Genomic DNA, 16,128 nt, shown 5'->3' on the forward strand with positions numbered 1-16,128 from the left:
ATCGCGGTGAAAGGTGGGGTTTCGCGTGCTATGTCGTCTTTGCGAGTCGGACCGATTGATCAGCGTGCTGGATCTCGGCGCGACACCACCCTGCGAGAAATTTCTCACCGCCGCCGAACTCGATCTTGCGGAACCTACTTTCCCGCTGCATCTGCGCCTGTGCGAGAACTGCCTGCTGCTGCAGATTCCCGCATTGATCACCCCCGAAGAGACATTTACGGAATACGCGTATTTCAGTTCCTATTCCGAGAGTTGGGTACGGCACGCGCGGCTGTTCGTCGCCGACGCGGCGCGCCGCCTGGGCCTGGACGCCGAGTCCCTCGTGATCGAGGTGGCCAGCAACGACGGTTACCTGCTGCGGCACGCGGTCGAGGCGGGCATCCCCTGCGTGGGGATCGAACCCTCGGTGAACGTCGGCGCCGCCGCCCGCGACCGGGGCGTCCCCACCATCACCGCGTTCCTGGACGAGGATCTCGCGAAGCAGGTCCGAGCCGAGCACGGCCCCGCGGATCTACTGGTGGCCAACAACGTCTACGCGCACATCCCGGATCTGCTCGGCTTCACCCGAGCGCTGCGCGTCCTGCTCGCCGACGACGGCTGGCTCTCCATCGAGGTGCACCACGCCCTCGAGCTGGTGACACACGGCCAGTTCGACACGATCTACCACGAGCACTTCCAGTACTACACCGTGCTCTCGGCCCAGCGCGCGCTGGCCACCGCCGGGCTCACCGTGGTCGACGTGGAACTGCTTGCCACACACGGTGGTTCGCTACGCATCTGGGCCCGGCCCGACGGCGTCGCCGAGCCCGGGCCGCGGGTCGCGGACGTGCTGCGCCGAGAGGCCGAGGCCGGACTGCACGCGGTGGCCGGCTATCTCGAGCTGCGCCCGCGCACCGAACTCGTCCGCCAGGAACTGCTGCGCTTCCTGCTGGCCGCGCGCGCCGCCGGACAGCGCGTGGTCGGCTACGGCGCCCCCGGCAAGGGCAACACCCTGCTCAACTACTGCGGCATCCGTCCCGATCTACTCGAGTACACGGTGGATCGAAATCCCTACAAGCACGGGCGATTCACCCCCGGCACCCGCATTCCCATCCACGCACCCGAGCGCATCGACGCCGATCGCCCGGACGTGGTGCTGGTGCTGCCCTGGAATCTGGAAGCGGAGATCACCGCGCAGCTGCACCGGGTGCACGAGTGGGGCGGCGAGCTGATCTACCCGCTTCCGACCCTGCATCGCGGGCAGCTCGCCGCGTCGAATCATGCGGAGAGGCAAGCGAAGTGAAGGTAGTACTGTTCTGCGGCGGCTACGGCATGCGCATGCGCAACGGGACCGAGGACATGATCCCCAAACCCATGCAGCTGGTCGGCCCGCGCCCGCTGATCTGGCACGTCATGCGCTACTACGCGCACTACGGGCACAAGGACTTCGTGCTGTGCCTGGGCTACGGCGCCTCGCACATCAAGAACTTCTTCCTGACCTATCAGGAATCGGTCTCCAACGACTTCGTGATCCGCGGCGGCCAGGTCGAGCTGCTGCACTCCGATATCAGCGACTGGACCATCACCTTCGTCGACACCGGCGTGGAATCGCCCATCGGCGAGCGCCTGCGCCGGGTGCGTGCGCACCTCGACGGCGAGAGCCACTTCCTGGCCAACTACGCCGACGTGCTCACCGATGCCCCGCTCGACACCATGATCGGCGACTTCCGCGCGTCCAAGGCGGCGGCGGCCATGATGATCGTGCCGCCGCAGTCCTCCTTCCACTGCGTGGACGTGAATTCCGCGGGCGAGGTCAAGAACATCACCCCGGTCTCGCGCCTGCCCATCTGGGAGAACGGCGGCTACTTCGTGCTCACCCCGGAGGTGTTCGACCACCTGCCGCCCAACGGCGATCTGGTCGAGGACGCGTGCGGGGCCCTGGCGGCCCAGGGGCGGCTGTTCGGCTACCAGCACAACGGGTTCTGGAAACCCGCCGACACCTTCAAGGAACGCGCCGAACTGGACGCGGGCTACCACTCGGGCGACCGGCCGTGGATGGTCTGGGAACGAGCGGGCGCATGAGCGCACTCGGGACCGCCACCACCATCACCGTCGAAGGAGCATGACCATGCGCGTACTCGTCACCGGCAACCAGGGCTATCTGGGCACCGTCATGGTCCCCGAGCTGGTGCGGGCCGGACACGAGGTGACCGGCCTGGACAGCGGCTTCTTCGCCGAGTGCGTCCTGGGTACCGCCCCCGCGCCGCCGCCGCAGCTCCGGGTCGACCTGCGCGACGTGACGGTGGACCAGCTCGCCGGATTCGACGCGGTCGTACACTTGGCCGCCCTGTCCAACGATCCGCTGGGCGCACTCACCCCGCGCATCACCTACGACATCAACCACACCGCCTCGGTGCGGCTGGCGCGTCTGGCCAAGGACGCCGGGGTACAGCGGTTCCTGTACGCATCCACCTGTTCGGTCTACGGGGCCGCGGGCAGCGACCTGGTCGCCGAAGACGCGCCGCTGCGCCCGCTGACCCCTTACGCCGAGTCCAAGGTGCGGGTCGAGGACGACGTCGCGGCCCTGGCGGATTCCGGCTTCACGCCCGTGTTCCTGCGCAACGCAACGGCTTTCGGATTCTCGCCGCGACTACGCGCGGACATCGTGCTCAACAATCTCGTCGGCTACGCGGTGCTCACCGGCGAGGTGAAAGTGCTGTCGGACGGCACCCCGTGGCGGCCGCTGGTGCACGCGCGGGACATCGCCCGCGCCTTCGCCGTCTGCCTGACCGCCCCCGCGCCGGCCGTGCACTGCCGGGCCTTCAACGTGGGCGCCGAGACCAACAACCTCACCGTCGCCGAGATCGCGCAGGCCGTGGTCGCGGCGGTGCCCGGCTCCCGCCTGGTCATCACCGGCGAGAGCGGCGCGGATCCGCGGTCGTATCGGGTCGACTTCGCCGCCGCGCGCCGGGAATTGGGCTTCGAGGCGAGCTGGGACATTCCCGCGGGCGCGGCCGAGCTGGCACACGAGTACACCGCGCGCGGACTCACCGCGGACGGCTTCTTCCACCGCTTCACCCGCCTGGCGCACCTGACCGCGCTCAAGGACGCGGGCGTGCTCGACGACGACCTGCGCCGCAGCAGAATCGAGGCATGAATGGCCGCGGCGCAGCGACGCGCGAGCGGACCCCAACACGGATCAGGATCCCAGGCCGAGGGCGGCGAGCAGCTCTTTCCACGAGGCCGCCGACGCGTCGCGATCGGAGACCGCGGTCACCGGCTGCGGCCAGGCGATGGCGAGATCCGGATCGTCGTAGGCGATGCTGATGTCCTCGCCCGGATCGTGCGGGCGGTCGATGCGATAGCAGACATCGGCGACCGGGCTCAGCGCCTGGAATCCGTGCAGGAAGCCGGGAGGCACGAACAGCGTCCGGAAATCGGTGTCATCGAGCAGGAACGATTGCTGCGCACCGAAGGTCGGCGAATTCGGCCGCATGTCCACCAGCACGTCGTGCACCGAGCCGTGCGCACACCTCACCAGCTTGGCTTCGCCGCGCCCGGCCCGGCCGTGCATCCCGCGCACCACGCCCCGGTGCGACCGCGACTGCGAATCCTGGATGAAGGTCGCGGCCAGCCCGGGCCTGCCCACGAAGTCGTCGAACTCGTGCGCGTCGAAGGTCCGGGTGAACAGGCCGCGGCCGTCCCGGTGGGGTTGCGGGGTCAGCACCAGCACGTCGGCGAGCGCGGCCTGTTCGATGAGCACCCCGCTATCGTGCCATGGGCGCGCCGGTGACGCGGGGATGCCGCGGCTGCGGCGCACCGAGCCCGGACCGCGTGCTGGATCTGGGCAAAATGCCTGCGGCGGACTACTTTCCGGGGCCGGACGAACCGGCGGGGGCCGCGCCGGGCCGCGAGGCCGGGCATCCGCTGGCCATGGATCTGTGCCGAGCGTGCGGATTGGCGCAGCTCGCGGACGACGACACCGTGACCGATGAACCGCGCGGCATCGAGCCGCGGGCGCTGCGCGACCAGGCCGCCGACGCGCTGGCCCGGGTCGCAGGTGCCGGTTGGCTGCGCGGGCGCACCGTGCGCGAGTTCGGTAGTCCGCACGGCGGGAGCTGGCTGCCGCTGCTGGCCGAGCGCGGCTTCACCGCCACCGGCGAGCCCGCCGACGTGGTGGTCGACTGCTTCGGCATCATGCACGAACCCGACCAGCGGGCCGCCTTCGCGCGCCGCGCCGCGGCGCTGGCCCCGGACGGCGTCCTGCTGCTGCAGTTTCACGCGCTGCACGCGATCGTGGCCCAGGGCCAGTGGAACGCGCTGCGGCACGGGCACTTCGCGTACTACTCGCTCGCCGCGCTCACCCGGCTGCTGGCGGACGCCGGCCTGCGGGTGGTCACGGCCTGGGAATTCGACCTCTACGGCGGCACGGTGCTGGTCGCCGCGGTCCGCGATCCAGCGACGGCGCCCGGACCCGGCCGACCGATGCCGGGCCGAGCACTGCCCGACCACCTCGCGCCCGACCGGGCCGTGACCACACTGCTCGAAACCGAGGCCGGAGTGCTGGCGACCGCGTCCGGCGCACCGGATCTCGCCGCCGTCCGCACACTGCAGACCGCGGCCGACGCCCAGGCGAACGCCCTGCGCCGCTGGCTCGAGCACGAGAAGGCCGCCGGGCGAACGGTGTACGCCTACGGCGCGGCCTCGCGGGCGGTCGCCCTGCTCTATCTGGCGGGGGTGAGCCGCGCGCTGCTGTGCGCGGTAGCGGATGCCTCACCCGGCAAGCAGGGCCGTCGCATGCCCGGCACCGACGTGCCGATCATCACACCGGCGGAACTGCTCGCCGCGCGACCCGACCGAATTCTGCTCACGCTGCCCGACCTCGTGCAGGAGGTCCGGGCGCAGTGGCCCGAACTGGACGGGAGGTGGGTCGTCACGGTACCCGACTCGTAGTCTCGGCAGCCGGCTGAGGACCGGTGGTGAGGACGTCGGGCACTTTCGCCGCGACGTCCGGATGCATGTGGGGAATTCTTTACACGCGTAGTGATTACGAACGCAACACCTGATGAGGGAATAGGGGAACAGATGAAAGGCTCGAAGCAGCGCGCGACCGCGCGCACGATGGCCGTGGCAGCGGCGATCGGCGTCGGACTGATGCTGGGCACGAGTATCTCGGTGGCCGGAATCGACAGCAGCAATTCGATCGTGGACCGCCAGGAGCGCACGGTGGAGGCCATCGCCTCCGATACCCGGATCGACTTCGTCCCGCCGCTGGACGGCAATCCGCTGACTCGCGAATGGTTCCACAACGGCAAGGCGAGCTTCCGGGTGTCGGGCCCGAAGGCGGACGACTGGTCCGGGCAGCTGACCCTCGGGTACCAGGTCGGCTATCCGGCCACGCTCAACGGCAAGCTGCGATTCCAGTGGTGGACGCCGAATCTCGGGGTGGAGATCGGCACCGATCCGGGTGTGACCGTGAACAACCTGCTGCCCCAGGCCGGCGTGGAGCTCGATGTCGGCTTCGGCCCCGGGATCCAGACCGTGGAGGCGGCCAGCGGTGAGGTCTCGGGCACCGACGGCTTCATCCAGATGTCGGGCTTCCACGGCACGGTCAGCGGTGTGGTCGGGCAGGTCACCATCCGGCCCTGGGTCAAGATCGTGAGCAGCAACGGCGACACCGTGATCACCTACGGACCGCTGCGGTCCATCTAGCGGCCTCGGGTCACAGGTTCAGATGCGGCTCCGGCCGGCGCGAGCGCGCCGCCCGGAGCCGCAGCCGTTCCACCGCGGAGCGAGCCAGGCGCAGATCACCGCCCAATACGATGGCGCGCCCGAGCAATTCGGGATACTCCGCACCCATTCGATGATGGAAACGCAGCGCCTCGCCCAGTTCGCCCAAGCCGGAGGCCGGCGGCGTGGCGGCGCGGGCCGCCAGGTTCTCCGCCATCCCGAAGAAACGGCCGAAGGCGCACACCCGGGCGAACAGGTCCACATCGACCGCGGCGAGCAGATCACCGCGGAAGCCGCCGACGCGGTCGAAGTCCCGGCGCCGGAAGACCGCCGCCGCCGTGGGCCCGAAATCGGCCGCACCGCGCCAGACCAGGGTCCGCAGCAGCGCCCGGGAATCACACGGCCCCAGCAGATTCGACAGCCCCAGATCCGCCCGTTCGATCCGTCCGCCGGCGTCGAGCCGCCGATACCGGGCGGCGCACACCGCGATGCCGTTGTCGCCCATGAGTTCACGCTGTTTGTCCAGCGCCCCGGGCAGCAGCAGCTCGCCCGGGCGCACCACTTTCACCAGGCGGCCGGTGGACAGCCACACCGCCTTGTTCCAGTTCTCACCGGCGGGCAGCACCTCGGCATTGCGCACCACACGCAGTCGCGGATCGTCGAAGGCGCTCGCGATGTCGGCGGTCTCGTCGTGACCGGTGTTGTCCAGGACCACCACCTCGATCTCGGTGTCCTGGTCCACAATCGAACGTAGCGTCGCCGCCAGGCCAGGTCCGGCATCGTGCACCGGAACACACACCGACAGGATGGCCAAGTTTCCCCCTGAGCACTCGCGCGGATTCAGTTGGACCGGCTCGCGGACCGCACCCGCACGAGTTGGCAGACGCGCTCCAAACCCGTTCGGGCATCGTCGATCTGCTCGACAGCGCGTTGCTGCAGGGTATCGCGCAGCTCGGGCGCCGCCGCCCACAGCTCCCGGACCGCGTTCGCCAGCCCGGATTCGAGGTCCTCGGCGTCGAGATGCACCACGCGCAACCCGGTACCGAACATATCGGCCAATCCACTGAACTTGTCGTCGTAGTGCCGAGAGGCCGTTACAGCGACCGCCGGAATGCCCTGCGACAGTGCGAAAACCGCGGGGTGGAACGCGCCGGTGACCAGCACGCGGCAGCGGGCAACACAGCGCGCCAGGCTTTCGGCCGTTCCGGCTCTGTTGTCGATCGGGCGCACCGGCCCGAGCGTGCTGACCCGCACGGCGGCGTCCAGGGCGGTGCGCGCGGCGCCGGACACGGTCGCGCACAGACCCAGTTCCCCGCCGATCTCGGGGCGGCGCAGCCGATATCCGAATTCCACCGCGTCGTCGCCGGTGACCAGCACGCGGTCGGCGGGCACCCCCAGTTCGGCGAGCAGCGGCGGGCCGAAGAGCCGATCACGCACCCCGATGAAATCCACACCCGGCAGCACTTCGGCGGCCCGGCGCAGCAACTCCGGATCCCGCATGGGCCCCAGGCCCTGACCGAGCATGGCGGTCGGAATGCCCAGGCGCTGCGCGTGTTCGAGCAGATTGAGGGTGCGGTGGGCCTGGTAGCGATCCGCGTCGGCCAGGTACTGCCCGCCCTGGGCGATCACCAGCGAGGATTCGGCCACGGCCGCCGGCACCGGCGGCAGCGGCGGCATTCCGGCCACCTCGGGCGCGCTGCCGGTGCGAGCCAGCACCTCCGTGCGCACCCGGGCGCGCACCTCGCGCAGGGTGCCCAGCGGCGCGTCGGTGACGTGCCGCCACCGCCGCACCGCGGGCCCGGTGACCCGGGCGCCCGCCAGTTGATCGAGCTGACCGATGAAACCGCTTCTGCCCCAGTGCCCGCCACCCCCGGCGGGAATCGGCTCGGCCTGCGGCAGCACCGCGCGCAGCAGGTGCGGCTCATCGGTGAGCATGCCGATGCGGGCCCGGCTCCAGCGCTCGCGCAGGCGCTCCACCGTCATGGCCATCAGGGCCAGATCGCCCCGATTACGTAGTGCGTACTCGCCATTGTCGACCAGTACTCGAATTTCCCCGGCACCGTCCCCCGCGCCAGAAGTCCCCACACTCGTCCTTCCGAAGTTCCGGCGTCGCGCCGGTAATTCCCCGCGAAATCTAACCCACGCCGGGAGGTTCGCGCTACACCGAGCCGGGGTTCGCGCTATGCCGCGCCGGGGGGATCGCGCTATACCGAGCAGAGTGCGGTATCAACCACCTCGTCCAGATCGACACCGCCGGTGCGCGCGGCGAGAATATCGGGAATCTGATTCATACTCACCGTGATCGAGCGATCCGCGGTCGCGCCGCCGTATACGAAGGTGCCGTGCATGGTGCCCCCGTGCCCCCAGGCCTGAAGACCACACGAGGTGACCCAGCCGAACAGACCGAGCCCGAATTCCTCCTGCCGCCGCAGATCTCCGCTGGGAACCGTACGCTGCATCTCGGCGAGCTGGGCCGGCCCGAGGACCTGCCCGGACAGCAGCGCCATGAAGAAGCGGTTCAGATCCGCTCCGGTGGAGACCATCGCGCCGTCGGGCAGCCCCCACCCGGGGTCGATATCGGTGACATCGACTCGCGCGTCGCCGAATTGGTGATAGGCGCGCGCGTGCGGTCCGCGCAGCACCTGTTCCACCGGCGCGAGCGGCCAGTAGGTGTCGTTCAGGCCCTGCGGCAGCAGGATGCGCCGGGTCACTTCGACACCCACCGGCACGCCGGTCACGCGGTGCACGAGTTCGCCCGCGAGCAGGTAGTTGGTATTGGAATACTGTGCGCGCGAACCCGGTTCGAACTCCGCGGGCCGGGCCAGGCCGAGGCCGATCAATTCGCCCGGCGGGCGGGCCCGGCGCAGCGCGTCCACCGATTCCAGGTTCAGCTCGCTCAGATAGTCCGGAATTCCGCTGGTGTGCTGCAGCAGATTCCGGACCGTGATGACGGCGCCGTCCCCGCCGGGACCGCGCACCTCCCCCGGCATATACCGTTCCAGTGGTTCGTCCAGCGCTATGCGGCCCTCGCCCGCCAATTGCAGCACGACCGCGGCGACGAAAACCTTGGTATTACTGGCGATTCGCACCTGGGCATCGTCCGGGAATCCCGCACCCGTGCCGAGATCGCCCACCCCGCCGGTGATCCGGAACTCACCGCCGCGCTCGGTGAACACCAGCTGCGCGCCCGGGACGTCACTGCCGCGCACGGTGTCATCGAGCAGCACCCGCAACCGCTCCTGGATCGAACCCGGTTGGGCGGCGCTGATTCCCGTGCCCGTCGCGATCGTCAGCACCGCCGCGGCGCACACGCCGGTCAGCGCGCGGGCCATCGATGATCCGGTACGGGCTCGCATAGGTCCTCCAGGGCACGGGACCGGCGGGGCACCGGCCAGCAGGGCATACGCGCGAGCCCCGGACCGGGTTCGAGCGCTCAGGCGGGGAACAGCGGGCTGACCCACTTACTGCACAGCCAGCGCCCGTCCACGTAATCCATGGACATGGTGATGGTCTGCTGTTCGGTGGTATCGGGCTTGCCCTGCGTCGAGTTGACCAGGGTCATCTCGGCGGTGAGCTCATAATGCGTGGAATTGCCGGAGGTGATCGCGCATTTCGCGTCGGTGCCGCGGGTGTGTTCCGAATCCGCCTCCAGCAGCAGCCGAATCGCGGGCAGCAGCTGGCCCGCCTGGGTCTTCCAGGTTCCGGTGGCTCCGGCCAGCACCTTGCGCTGCCACCCGTCGCCATCGCCGTAGTCGTAGGTGTTCATCAGCAGCCCGTAATCGCAGGCCGCCGCGATGGCCGCGGCCCGGCTCGGATCGGTGACCGCGGGCCCGCCGTCGCCGGCCGCGGTGGTCGAGGTGATCGCGGTGGTCGCGGTGTCGCTGCCGCCGATCCGCAGCCGCAGGGTGCCGGTGCCCAGCCCCACCCCCACGCCCGCGACGAGCACCAGCACCGCGATCAGCGCGACGAGCAGCCACCTGCGGCGGCGACCGCGCGGTGCGGAGTTTTCCTGCGCTGCTGTGGAACCGGGTGAGCCGTGAACGGTCGGCACACCACCCTGGTCGACGGACGCCGGGCCGCGGCGATCCCCGCCGGACGCGAGATACGGCACACCGCTGCCGTGCTGGGCGCTGTTGTACTGAGCGCTGCCGTGCGCGCTGCTGCTGGGGGCGCTCCCGTGCGGGGCGCTCCCGTGCGGAGCTGTGCCGTGCGCGCCGCTCCCATGCCCGGCGCTGCCGTGCGGGACACCGGTTGGTGGTGTTCCGGTCGACGGTGTTCCTGTCCGCGGCCGATCGGCGTACCGCGTCGGCTCGAAGCCGGTGCGCGTCGGTCCGGTCGGCATCGGCCGGGGCCCGGTCGCACCCGGACGCCCGCCGGGGCCGCCCGGCCCGGGCCGGAACGGGCCGGACCCGCCCATCCCCGGCTGCGTGGGTCCCGGTGCGCCGGAGCCGGTTCGGGTGGTGCCGAAGCCCGGATGCGCACCGCCGGTCGCACGGTCCGGCCCGTCGTAGACCCGCACGGGTTCGGCCAGGGCGCGGGCGGCGGCCCGGGCCAGCTCCCCGCAGCTGCCGTAGCGCCGATCCCGGTCCTTGGCCATGGCCCGCGCGATGACCTCGTCGAACGCCATGGACAGGCCCGGGTTTCGATGACTCGGCCGCGGAATCTCGCCGTTGAGATGCCCGTTCACCAGTTGCGCGGTGCTCGCCCCCGGGTACGGCAACCCGCCGGTGAGCATGTGGAACAGCGTGCAGCCCAGGGCGTAGACGTCCGCGCGGTGATCCATGTCCGCGCGCAGCTCGAACTGTTCGGGCGCGGCGTACTGGAAGCTGGCGTACATCTCCCCGGTGCGGGTGAGCTGGCTGGTCTGGTCCAGCGCCTTGGCGATGCCGAAGTCCGCCAGGAACACCCGCTGTTCCGGCCCCCAGGCCAGCAGGATGTTGGCCGGCTTCACATCGCGGTGCAGCACGCCCGCGCGATGCGCGTGATCCAGCGCCGCGGCGGTCTCACCGAGAATCCGCACGGCGTGATCGGGCCGCAGCGGCCCTTCGGCCAGTGCGGCCGCCACATCGGTGCCCTCGATGTACTGCATGGCCATCCACAGCCGGTCCTGCTCCCGCCCGCGCGCGTAGACCGCGACGATGTTGGGATGCGCCAGCCGGGCGGCGGTATCGGCCTCCCGCAGGAACCGCGCGCGCACTTCGGGATTGTCGGCCACGGCGGGATTCAGCAGCTTCAGCGCGACCTGCCGGGGCAGGTCCCGGTCCCTGGCGAGATAGACCTCCCCCATGCCGCCGACACCCAGCAGTCGTTCGATCAGATAGCCCGCGAATGACTGCCCCGGCGCGAGTGTCCTGGCCAAATCCCCACTACCTCCGACTACCGCCTACTGCCGACCACGGTAACGCACAATTGGGTGGACAGCGGTCCCCGGTCGCAGCGTGGGACCGAGCGGAATCGAGGTCACCATGCCGCGTACGTCACGTCGCACATTCCCGCCCCTGTCCCGATATCTGCTGGCCGTAGCTCTCGCCGGGCTCACCGCCTGCGGCGTCGCCGGTCATCCGGTCCCCGCCGAGCTCGACGTCCGCACCCTGGATACGGGCGCGTACCCGGTGGATCGCTATCGCTACGACCAGGACGCGCGCGACAACGGCTCACTGCTCGAGGGCATGCGCATGTCCGGGGCGGTGCCGATCGGACCCGCGATCGACGCGACGCTGACCTCGGGTCGCGGCGGCCGCGTGGTGCTGGACGCCGCCGACGCCGAATCCGGCTTCCTGGCTTCGGATTCGGCAGCGGTGCTCGAACGCCAGGAGCTGATCACCGGCTACGCGGCGGGCAGCGCCGACGCCGCCGATCCGGCCGGGTCCGAGCGGCCCGCCGCCACCACGACCTCGGTCACCGTTCTGCTGCTGCGCTTTCCCGGCGCCGCGGCCGCAAAGCTCGCCGCCCGCGAACTGGAGGACGTCGACTTCGCCGTCGCCGCGGACCAGAACAGGCGGCTGAATCTGACCGCCTTCCCCGACGCCTTCATCCACTGGCGGCCCGGCGTGGCGAACGTCGGAACCTTCATGGCGCACGGGGATTTCGTCATATCGCTGCTGGTGCAGCGGCCGCGCGCCGATGGCGCCGACCTCACCGAATGGGTGCGCAAGACACTCGACGCCCAGGTCCGCCTGCTGGACGCCTTCGCACCGACACCGGCGGAGGACATCGCGGATCTGAAGGTGGATCCGGACAACCTGCTGGCGCGGGTGGTCACGGCCCATCGCGGCTCGCGCACCCCCGACCCCGACTCCTTCGCCGTCTACTCCCCCGTTGCCTTCCTGCACAATTCGGCCGACCAATCCCGCACCGAGCGCCTGTTCACCGACACCGGCGCGGACCGCCTGGCCATCGTGGACGACGGCTCCCTGGTGCGCGCCCGCGACGGCGGCGCGGCGATCAACCTGCTCACCGGACTCACCGGGGTCATCGGCGCGGCGTTCGTCCCCGCCGCCGCCCCCGAGGAACTGCCGGGCGCGAGCTGCTTCCACCGCACCACCGACGATCTGTACCGGTGCTACGTCGCCTACAAACGCTATGTCGCCATCGTCAATTCGGACTCGCACGAGGATGCCCGGCAGAAGGTGAGCGCCCAGTACGCACTCATCGCGAACGCGCTCTGAGCCACCGGGAGCGCAGGCGGATGTGCTCCGCGGTAGCGCGCCCACCTGGGTGAAGTGACTTACACTTGCGCCGCAGGGGCATTGGGGGGCGCCGGGCCGGTGGGATGGCACGGCGCTCGATCGCGGCGATCACATCCGCCGTCGATCCTTCTTCGGACAACCGTGCCCGCAGGAGGGACGTTCGGCATGCGTGATTTCACCCGCAGCAATGCGATTCAGGCCGCGCTGCACGATGTGGTGCCGGGCGGGGCGCACACCTACGCCCGGGGTTCGGATCAGTACCCCGAGCAGATGGCGCCGATCCTGGTGCGCGGCGCCGGGGCACGGGTGTGGGATTGCGACGGCAACGAGTACGTCGAGTACGGCATGGGCCTGCGCTCGGTCACCCTGGGGCACGGATACGCGCCGGTGGTCGAGGCGGTCGCGCGCGCGGTCGCCGACGGGGTGAGCTTCTCCCGCCCCACCGAACTCGAACTGCTCGCCGCACAGGACTTCCTGGAACTGGTGCCGGGCGCGGACATGGTGAAGTTCGCCAAGAACGGCTCGGACGCCACCACCGCCGCGGTGCGGCTCGCGCGGGCGGCCACCGGCCGCCACACCGTGGCCGTATGCGATCAGCCGTTCTTCTCGGTGGACGACTGGTTCATCGGCTCCACGCCCATGAACGCGGGCATTCCGCGGACCCGCACGGTGCGTTTCCGATTCAACGATCTGGTGTCGCTGGCCGACGCGCTCGAAGGCCACCGGGTCGCGTGCGTGGTCATGGAACAGGCCACCGCGCTCGCCGAACCGGCGCCCGGCTTCCTCGAAGGCGTTCGGGCGCTGTGCGATCGGCACGGCGCGCTGCTGATCTTCGACGAGATGATCACCGGCTTCCGCTGGGCCGCCGGTGGCGCACAGGCGGTGTACGGGGTGCGGCCGGATCTGTCCTGCTGGGGCAAGGCCATGGGCAACGGCTTCCCGCTCGCCGCCCTGGCCGGTAAGCGCGAATTCATGGAGCTGGGCGGGCTGCGCACCGACGCCGACCGCGTGTTCCTGCTCTCCACCACGCACGGCCCGGAAACCGGTGCGCTGGCGGCGTTCCGGGCGGTCGTGCACGCCTACCGGACCGAGGATCCGGTAGGCCGGATGGAAGCCGCGGGCCGCGAACTGAGCGCCGGGGTCAACGCCGTCGCGGCCGGACTCGGCATCGGCGAGCACCTGTCGGTGACCGGCCGCCCCTCGTGCGCGGTGTTTCGCACCGCGGACGCGAACGGCGTTCCCGCCCAGTCATATCGGACATTGTTCCTACAGGAACTGCTCGAACGCGGCGTGCTGGGGCAGTCGTTCGTCACCTCGGCCGCCCACACCGCCGCCGACATCGACCTGACCGTCGAGGCCGCCCGCGACGCGGCCGCCGTCTACCGCACAGCGCTCGAACGGGGCAGCGTGCACGGCCTGCTGCGCGGCCGGCCGGTCGCCCCGGCGCTGCGCGCGCGAGCCGAGCCGCGCCGGCTGGCCGACCGCGTCGCGGACTGAACACCCGCCACGAACCGAATCCGCCTCATTCGAGCCAATTCCCGGCGATTGGCGCAGATGTGTCGCAATTCCAGCGCTGACCGACTATTCATGGATTGCGTACCGATGAGGAGAAGCCACGATGCCCACCCACCCCGTCGTAGACGCCCACCTGCACCTGCGGGACGCCACCCGGCCGTGGTATCCCGGCGCAGCCGAATCCGCCACCGCCACCGGCACATCCGGGGCGATCGAGAGCTTCCTGCTCGCCGACTACGAGCGGGCGGCCGGCGAGCTCGAGATCGCCGGGCTGGTGCACGTCTCGGCCGCCACCGCCCCGCACGCCTACCTCGCCGAGACCCGCTGGATCGAGACGCTCGCCGCCGCCGACGCGCGGCCGGTGGCGCTGCTCGGCGGCATCGATCCCGCGCTGTCCGCGCCCGAACTCGTGGATCACCTGGAGCAGCAGGCACGCAGCGTGGCGTTCCGCGGCATCCGCGTTCCGCGCGGGCTGGCCCCGAACACCGCGGCCGCCGAGACCGTCGCCGCCTGGCTCCAGGACCGCGACGCCGTCCTGGATCTGGCGGCCCGGCCCGAAGAGATGCTGGACTGGATCGACTTCCTGGCCGGCTATCCCGCACTGCGGGTGGTGCTCGAACACCTCGGCTCGCCGCACGGCGTGGACGCCGAAGCCAAGGCGGTCTGGCACAACGCGCTGTCGCTGGCCGCCAAGGAGACCCCGTGGCTCTGCAAGCTCTCCGGGCTCGGCGCGATCTGCCCGCACCCGAACCGGTCGGGACTCGAGTACTGGCTCGAGAGCGGCGTACAGCTCTGGGGCTGGCGGCGGCTCATGTTCGCCTCCGAGCTGCCCGCGCCCGGCGGCGCCCACCCGGAACTGCTCGCCATCGTCGATGGCCTGGTCGCCGGTGACGCCACCGATCAGGAGGCGGGCTACTTCTACGCGGGCAACGCCGCCGACGCCTATCGCCTGGGCTAGGGCTGCCAGGGCGTGCGGCGCGGAATCCAGGCGGGAACGCCCGCGCGATAGCGGTCGTAGTCCGCGCCGAAGCGCCGATGCAGGGCCGGCTCCTCGTAGAACCGGACGAACAACGCCTGGACCGCCGCCACCAGGACCCCGTACCAGAGCACGTGGCTGTTCCCGAACAGGAACGCCTGCCCGATGATCAAGAGCACCACCGACAGGTACATGGGATTGCGCACGAACCGGTTCGGGCCGCCGAGTACCAGTTGCTCGGTCGGGGCGATCGGCGCGGGCGTGCCCCGCCCGTCGGTGGCGAACCGGTAGACAGCGGCGAGCAGCACCGGCAGACCGGCGAAGATGAGCAGCACCCCGATCAACTGCAACACGCCCTCGGGATGCAGATCGTGTTCGATGCGCCAGCGGCTGATCAGAAACGGGACGAGGCCCGCGACGGTGCCGGGCACCACCACCGTGAACAACAGGCTGCCCCAGCGGGCACGCGCTGACTGCATGGATTCGCCGATCGTCGCCGGGTCAGGAGGCGGGCAGTTCCGATACCCGGCGGCTGCCGGTCAGTTTGTATTCTGCGCCGACCAGTTCGTACATGCTGATGTATCCGTCCATGTCCTCGGCCGCCGTGTCGCCCCGCACGATCCAGTAGTTGGGAATGCCGAGGGCGGCGTAGACGCGCAGCTTGTCGATCGCCTCGCGCACCTGGGCGTCCTGCGAGACGGCCTCGATGACGGCGAAGATCTGGGCCGGATCGTGCGTGGTGCTGTGCTTGTCCGGTCTGTGGCCGGGGCGGAACACCACGCCGTCGGCCACGAAGTTGTGCTGCCCGGTATCGCCACGGGCGAAGCCGCTGTCGGCCACGTATTGATCACTGGCGCTCTCGTACCCGAACCGGCGCCAGAACTCGAGGACATCGATCACGGACCGGGAGTACCAGAACGTGACGGGCATACGGGTCAGCTCCAATCTGCCGGATCTCAGTTCCCAGGCCCACCCGCGCGGCAGGCCCGGCAGCGAGTCGAATTCGGCGCGGGTGCGCACCCCGGACGGCGGTAGGTCGAGCTGGTGAATCACCGACTTCCTCCTGCGAATCCGACATCGACACAGACGGGGAAAACATATCCGCAGATCGACGCTCGGGACGCTCACCAGCGAATTCGCACGCTCGGCGTGGCGATTCGGACATACAGCGAATACCAGGCATTCGCGTGACGGGGCACACAGATCGATCCGGCGCCGGGTTCCGAATTATCAACTGAT

15 protein-coding genes are annotated in these 16,128 nt (G+C 70.2%); 8 read left to right on the forward strand and 7 right to left on the reverse strand.

Translation table 11 applies throughout. From position 1 onward, the window contains the following. The first annotated feature begins 25 nt into the window (after positions 1-25). Genes ACFVBH_RS21705 through ACFVBH_RS21715 form a run of 3 tightly spaced genes read left to right on the forward strand, consistent with a single transcriptional unit; the run spans position 26 to position 3,136 of the window. Complete coding sequence (locus ACFVBH_RS21705; protein ID WP_354991446.1) at positions 26-1,282, forward strand: class I SAM-dependent methyltransferase; 1,257 nt, start codon at positions 26-28, stop codon at positions 1,280-1,282. Next, entirely contained in the window at positions 1,279-2,061 is a 783-nt protein-coding gene (locus ACFVBH_RS21710; RefSeq protein WP_354991447.1) for a sugar phosphate nucleotidyltransferase, read from the forward strand. The genes ACFVBH_RS21705 and ACFVBH_RS21710 overlap by 4 nt, the downstream gene beginning before the upstream one ends. Before the next feature lie 46 nt (positions 2,062-2,107). Next, positions 2,108-3,136, forward strand: coding sequence for an NAD-dependent epimerase/dehydratase family protein (locus ACFVBH_RS21715; RefSeq protein WP_379003809.1), 1,029 nt, complete (start codon positions 2,108-2,110; stop codon positions 3,134-3,136). A gap of 42 nt (positions 3,137-3,178) precedes the next feature. On the opposite strand, the gene ACFVBH_RS21720 is transcribed toward ACFVBH_RS21715, so the two are convergent. Beyond that, complete coding sequence (locus ACFVBH_RS21720; protein ID WP_379003811.1) at positions 3,179-3,742, reverse strand: dTDP-4-dehydrorhamnose 3,5-epimerase family protein; 564 nt, start codon at positions 3,740-3,742, stop codon at positions 3,179-3,181. Between the two features lie 14 nt (positions 3,743-3,756). On the opposite strand from ACFVBH_RS21720, the gene ACFVBH_RS21725 reads away from it, so the two are divergent. Both ACFVBH_RS21725 and ACFVBH_RS21730 read left to right on the forward strand, forming a co-directional pair. Next, positions 3,757-4,932: a methyltransferase domain-containing protein gene (locus ACFVBH_RS21725; RefSeq protein ID WP_379003813.1), complete on the forward strand. Its 1,176-nt coding sequence runs from the start codon at positions 3,757-3,759 to the stop codon at positions 4,930-4,932. A 132-nt stretch (positions 4,933-5,064) separates the two neighbouring features. Then, the gene (locus ACFVBH_RS21730; RefSeq protein ID WP_354991451.1) at positions 5,065-5,691 is read left to right on the forward strand and encodes an MspA family porin; all 627 of its coding nucleotides are present in this window, start codon (positions 5,065-5,067) and stop codon (positions 5,689-5,691) included. 10 nt (positions 5,692-5,701) lie between these two features. On the opposite strand, the gene ACFVBH_RS21735 is transcribed toward ACFVBH_RS21730, so the two are convergent. The 4 genes from ACFVBH_RS21735 to ACFVBH_RS21750 form a co-directional block, all read right to left on the reverse strand. Continuing rightward, positions 5,702-6,508, reverse strand: coding sequence for a glycosyltransferase family 2 protein (locus ACFVBH_RS21735; RefSeq protein ID WP_379004571.1), 807 nt, complete (start codon positions 6,506-6,508; stop codon positions 5,702-5,704). A 41-nt stretch (positions 6,509-6,549) separates the two neighbouring features. Continuing rightward, positions 6,550-7,794: a polysaccharide pyruvyl transferase family protein gene (locus ACFVBH_RS21740; protein WP_379003816.1), complete on the reverse strand. Its 1,245-nt coding sequence runs from the start codon at positions 7,792-7,794 to the stop codon at positions 6,550-6,552. Between the two features lie 119 nt (positions 7,795-7,913). After that, a complete protein-coding gene (locus ACFVBH_RS21745; RefSeq protein ID WP_379003819.1) occupies positions 7,914-9,065 on the reverse strand; it encodes a serine hydrolase domain-containing protein in 1,152 nt (383 codons plus the stop codon). Positions 9,066-9,142: 77 nt separating this feature from the next. Further along, complete coding sequence (locus ACFVBH_RS21750) at positions 9,143-11,068, reverse strand: protein kinase (RefSeq protein WP_379003821.1); 1,926 nt, start codon at positions 11,066-11,068, stop codon at positions 9,143-9,145. Between the two features lie 79 nt (positions 11,069-11,147). On the opposite strand from ACFVBH_RS21750, the gene ACFVBH_RS21755 reads away from it, so the two are divergent. The 3 genes from ACFVBH_RS21755 (at position 11,148) to ACFVBH_RS21765 (ending at position 14,871) form a co-directional block, all read left to right on the forward strand. Beyond that, positions 11,148-12,377 (forward strand): hypothetical protein, encoded by a 1,230-nt coding sequence (locus tag ACFVBH_RS21755; protein ID WP_379003824.1) that lies wholly within the window; start codon positions 11,148-11,150, stop codon positions 12,375-12,377. A 186-nt stretch (positions 12,378-12,563) separates the two neighbouring features. Beyond that, on the forward strand, positions 12,564-13,895 hold the full coding sequence (locus ACFVBH_RS21760) for a glutamate-1-semialdehyde 2,1-aminomutase (RefSeq protein ID WP_379003827.1): 1,332 nt from the start codon (positions 12,564-12,566) through the stop codon (positions 13,893-13,895). Between the two features lie 121 nt (positions 13,896-14,016). After that, positions 14,017-14,871, forward strand: coding sequence for an amidohydrolase family protein (locus tag ACFVBH_RS21765; RefSeq protein WP_379003829.1), 855 nt, complete (start codon positions 14,017-14,019; stop codon positions 14,869-14,871). On the opposite strand, the gene ACFVBH_RS21770 is transcribed toward ACFVBH_RS21765, so the two are convergent. Together ACFVBH_RS21770 and ACFVBH_RS21775 are read right to left on the reverse strand one after the other, a co-directional pair. Beyond that, positions 14,868-15,368, reverse strand: a complete 501-nt coding sequence (locus tag ACFVBH_RS21770) for an isoprenylcysteine carboxylmethyltransferase family protein (protein ID WP_354990809.1) — start codon at positions 15,366-15,368, stop codon at positions 14,868-14,870. The two genes, ACFVBH_RS21765 and ACFVBH_RS21770, sit on opposite strands and share 4 nt — an antisense overlap. Positions 15,369-15,390: 22 nt before the next feature. Then, positions 15,391-15,942, reverse strand: a complete 552-nt coding sequence (locus ACFVBH_RS21775; protein WP_354990810.1) for a Uma2 family endonuclease — start codon at positions 15,940-15,942, stop codon at positions 15,391-15,393. Positions 15,943-16,128 lie beyond the last annotated feature (186 nt).

This window comes from Nocardia sp. NPDC057668 (assembly GCF_042799795.1).
Taxonomy (GTDB): domain Bacteria; phylum Actinomycetota; class Actinomycetes; order Mycobacteriales; family Mycobacteriaceae; genus Nocardia.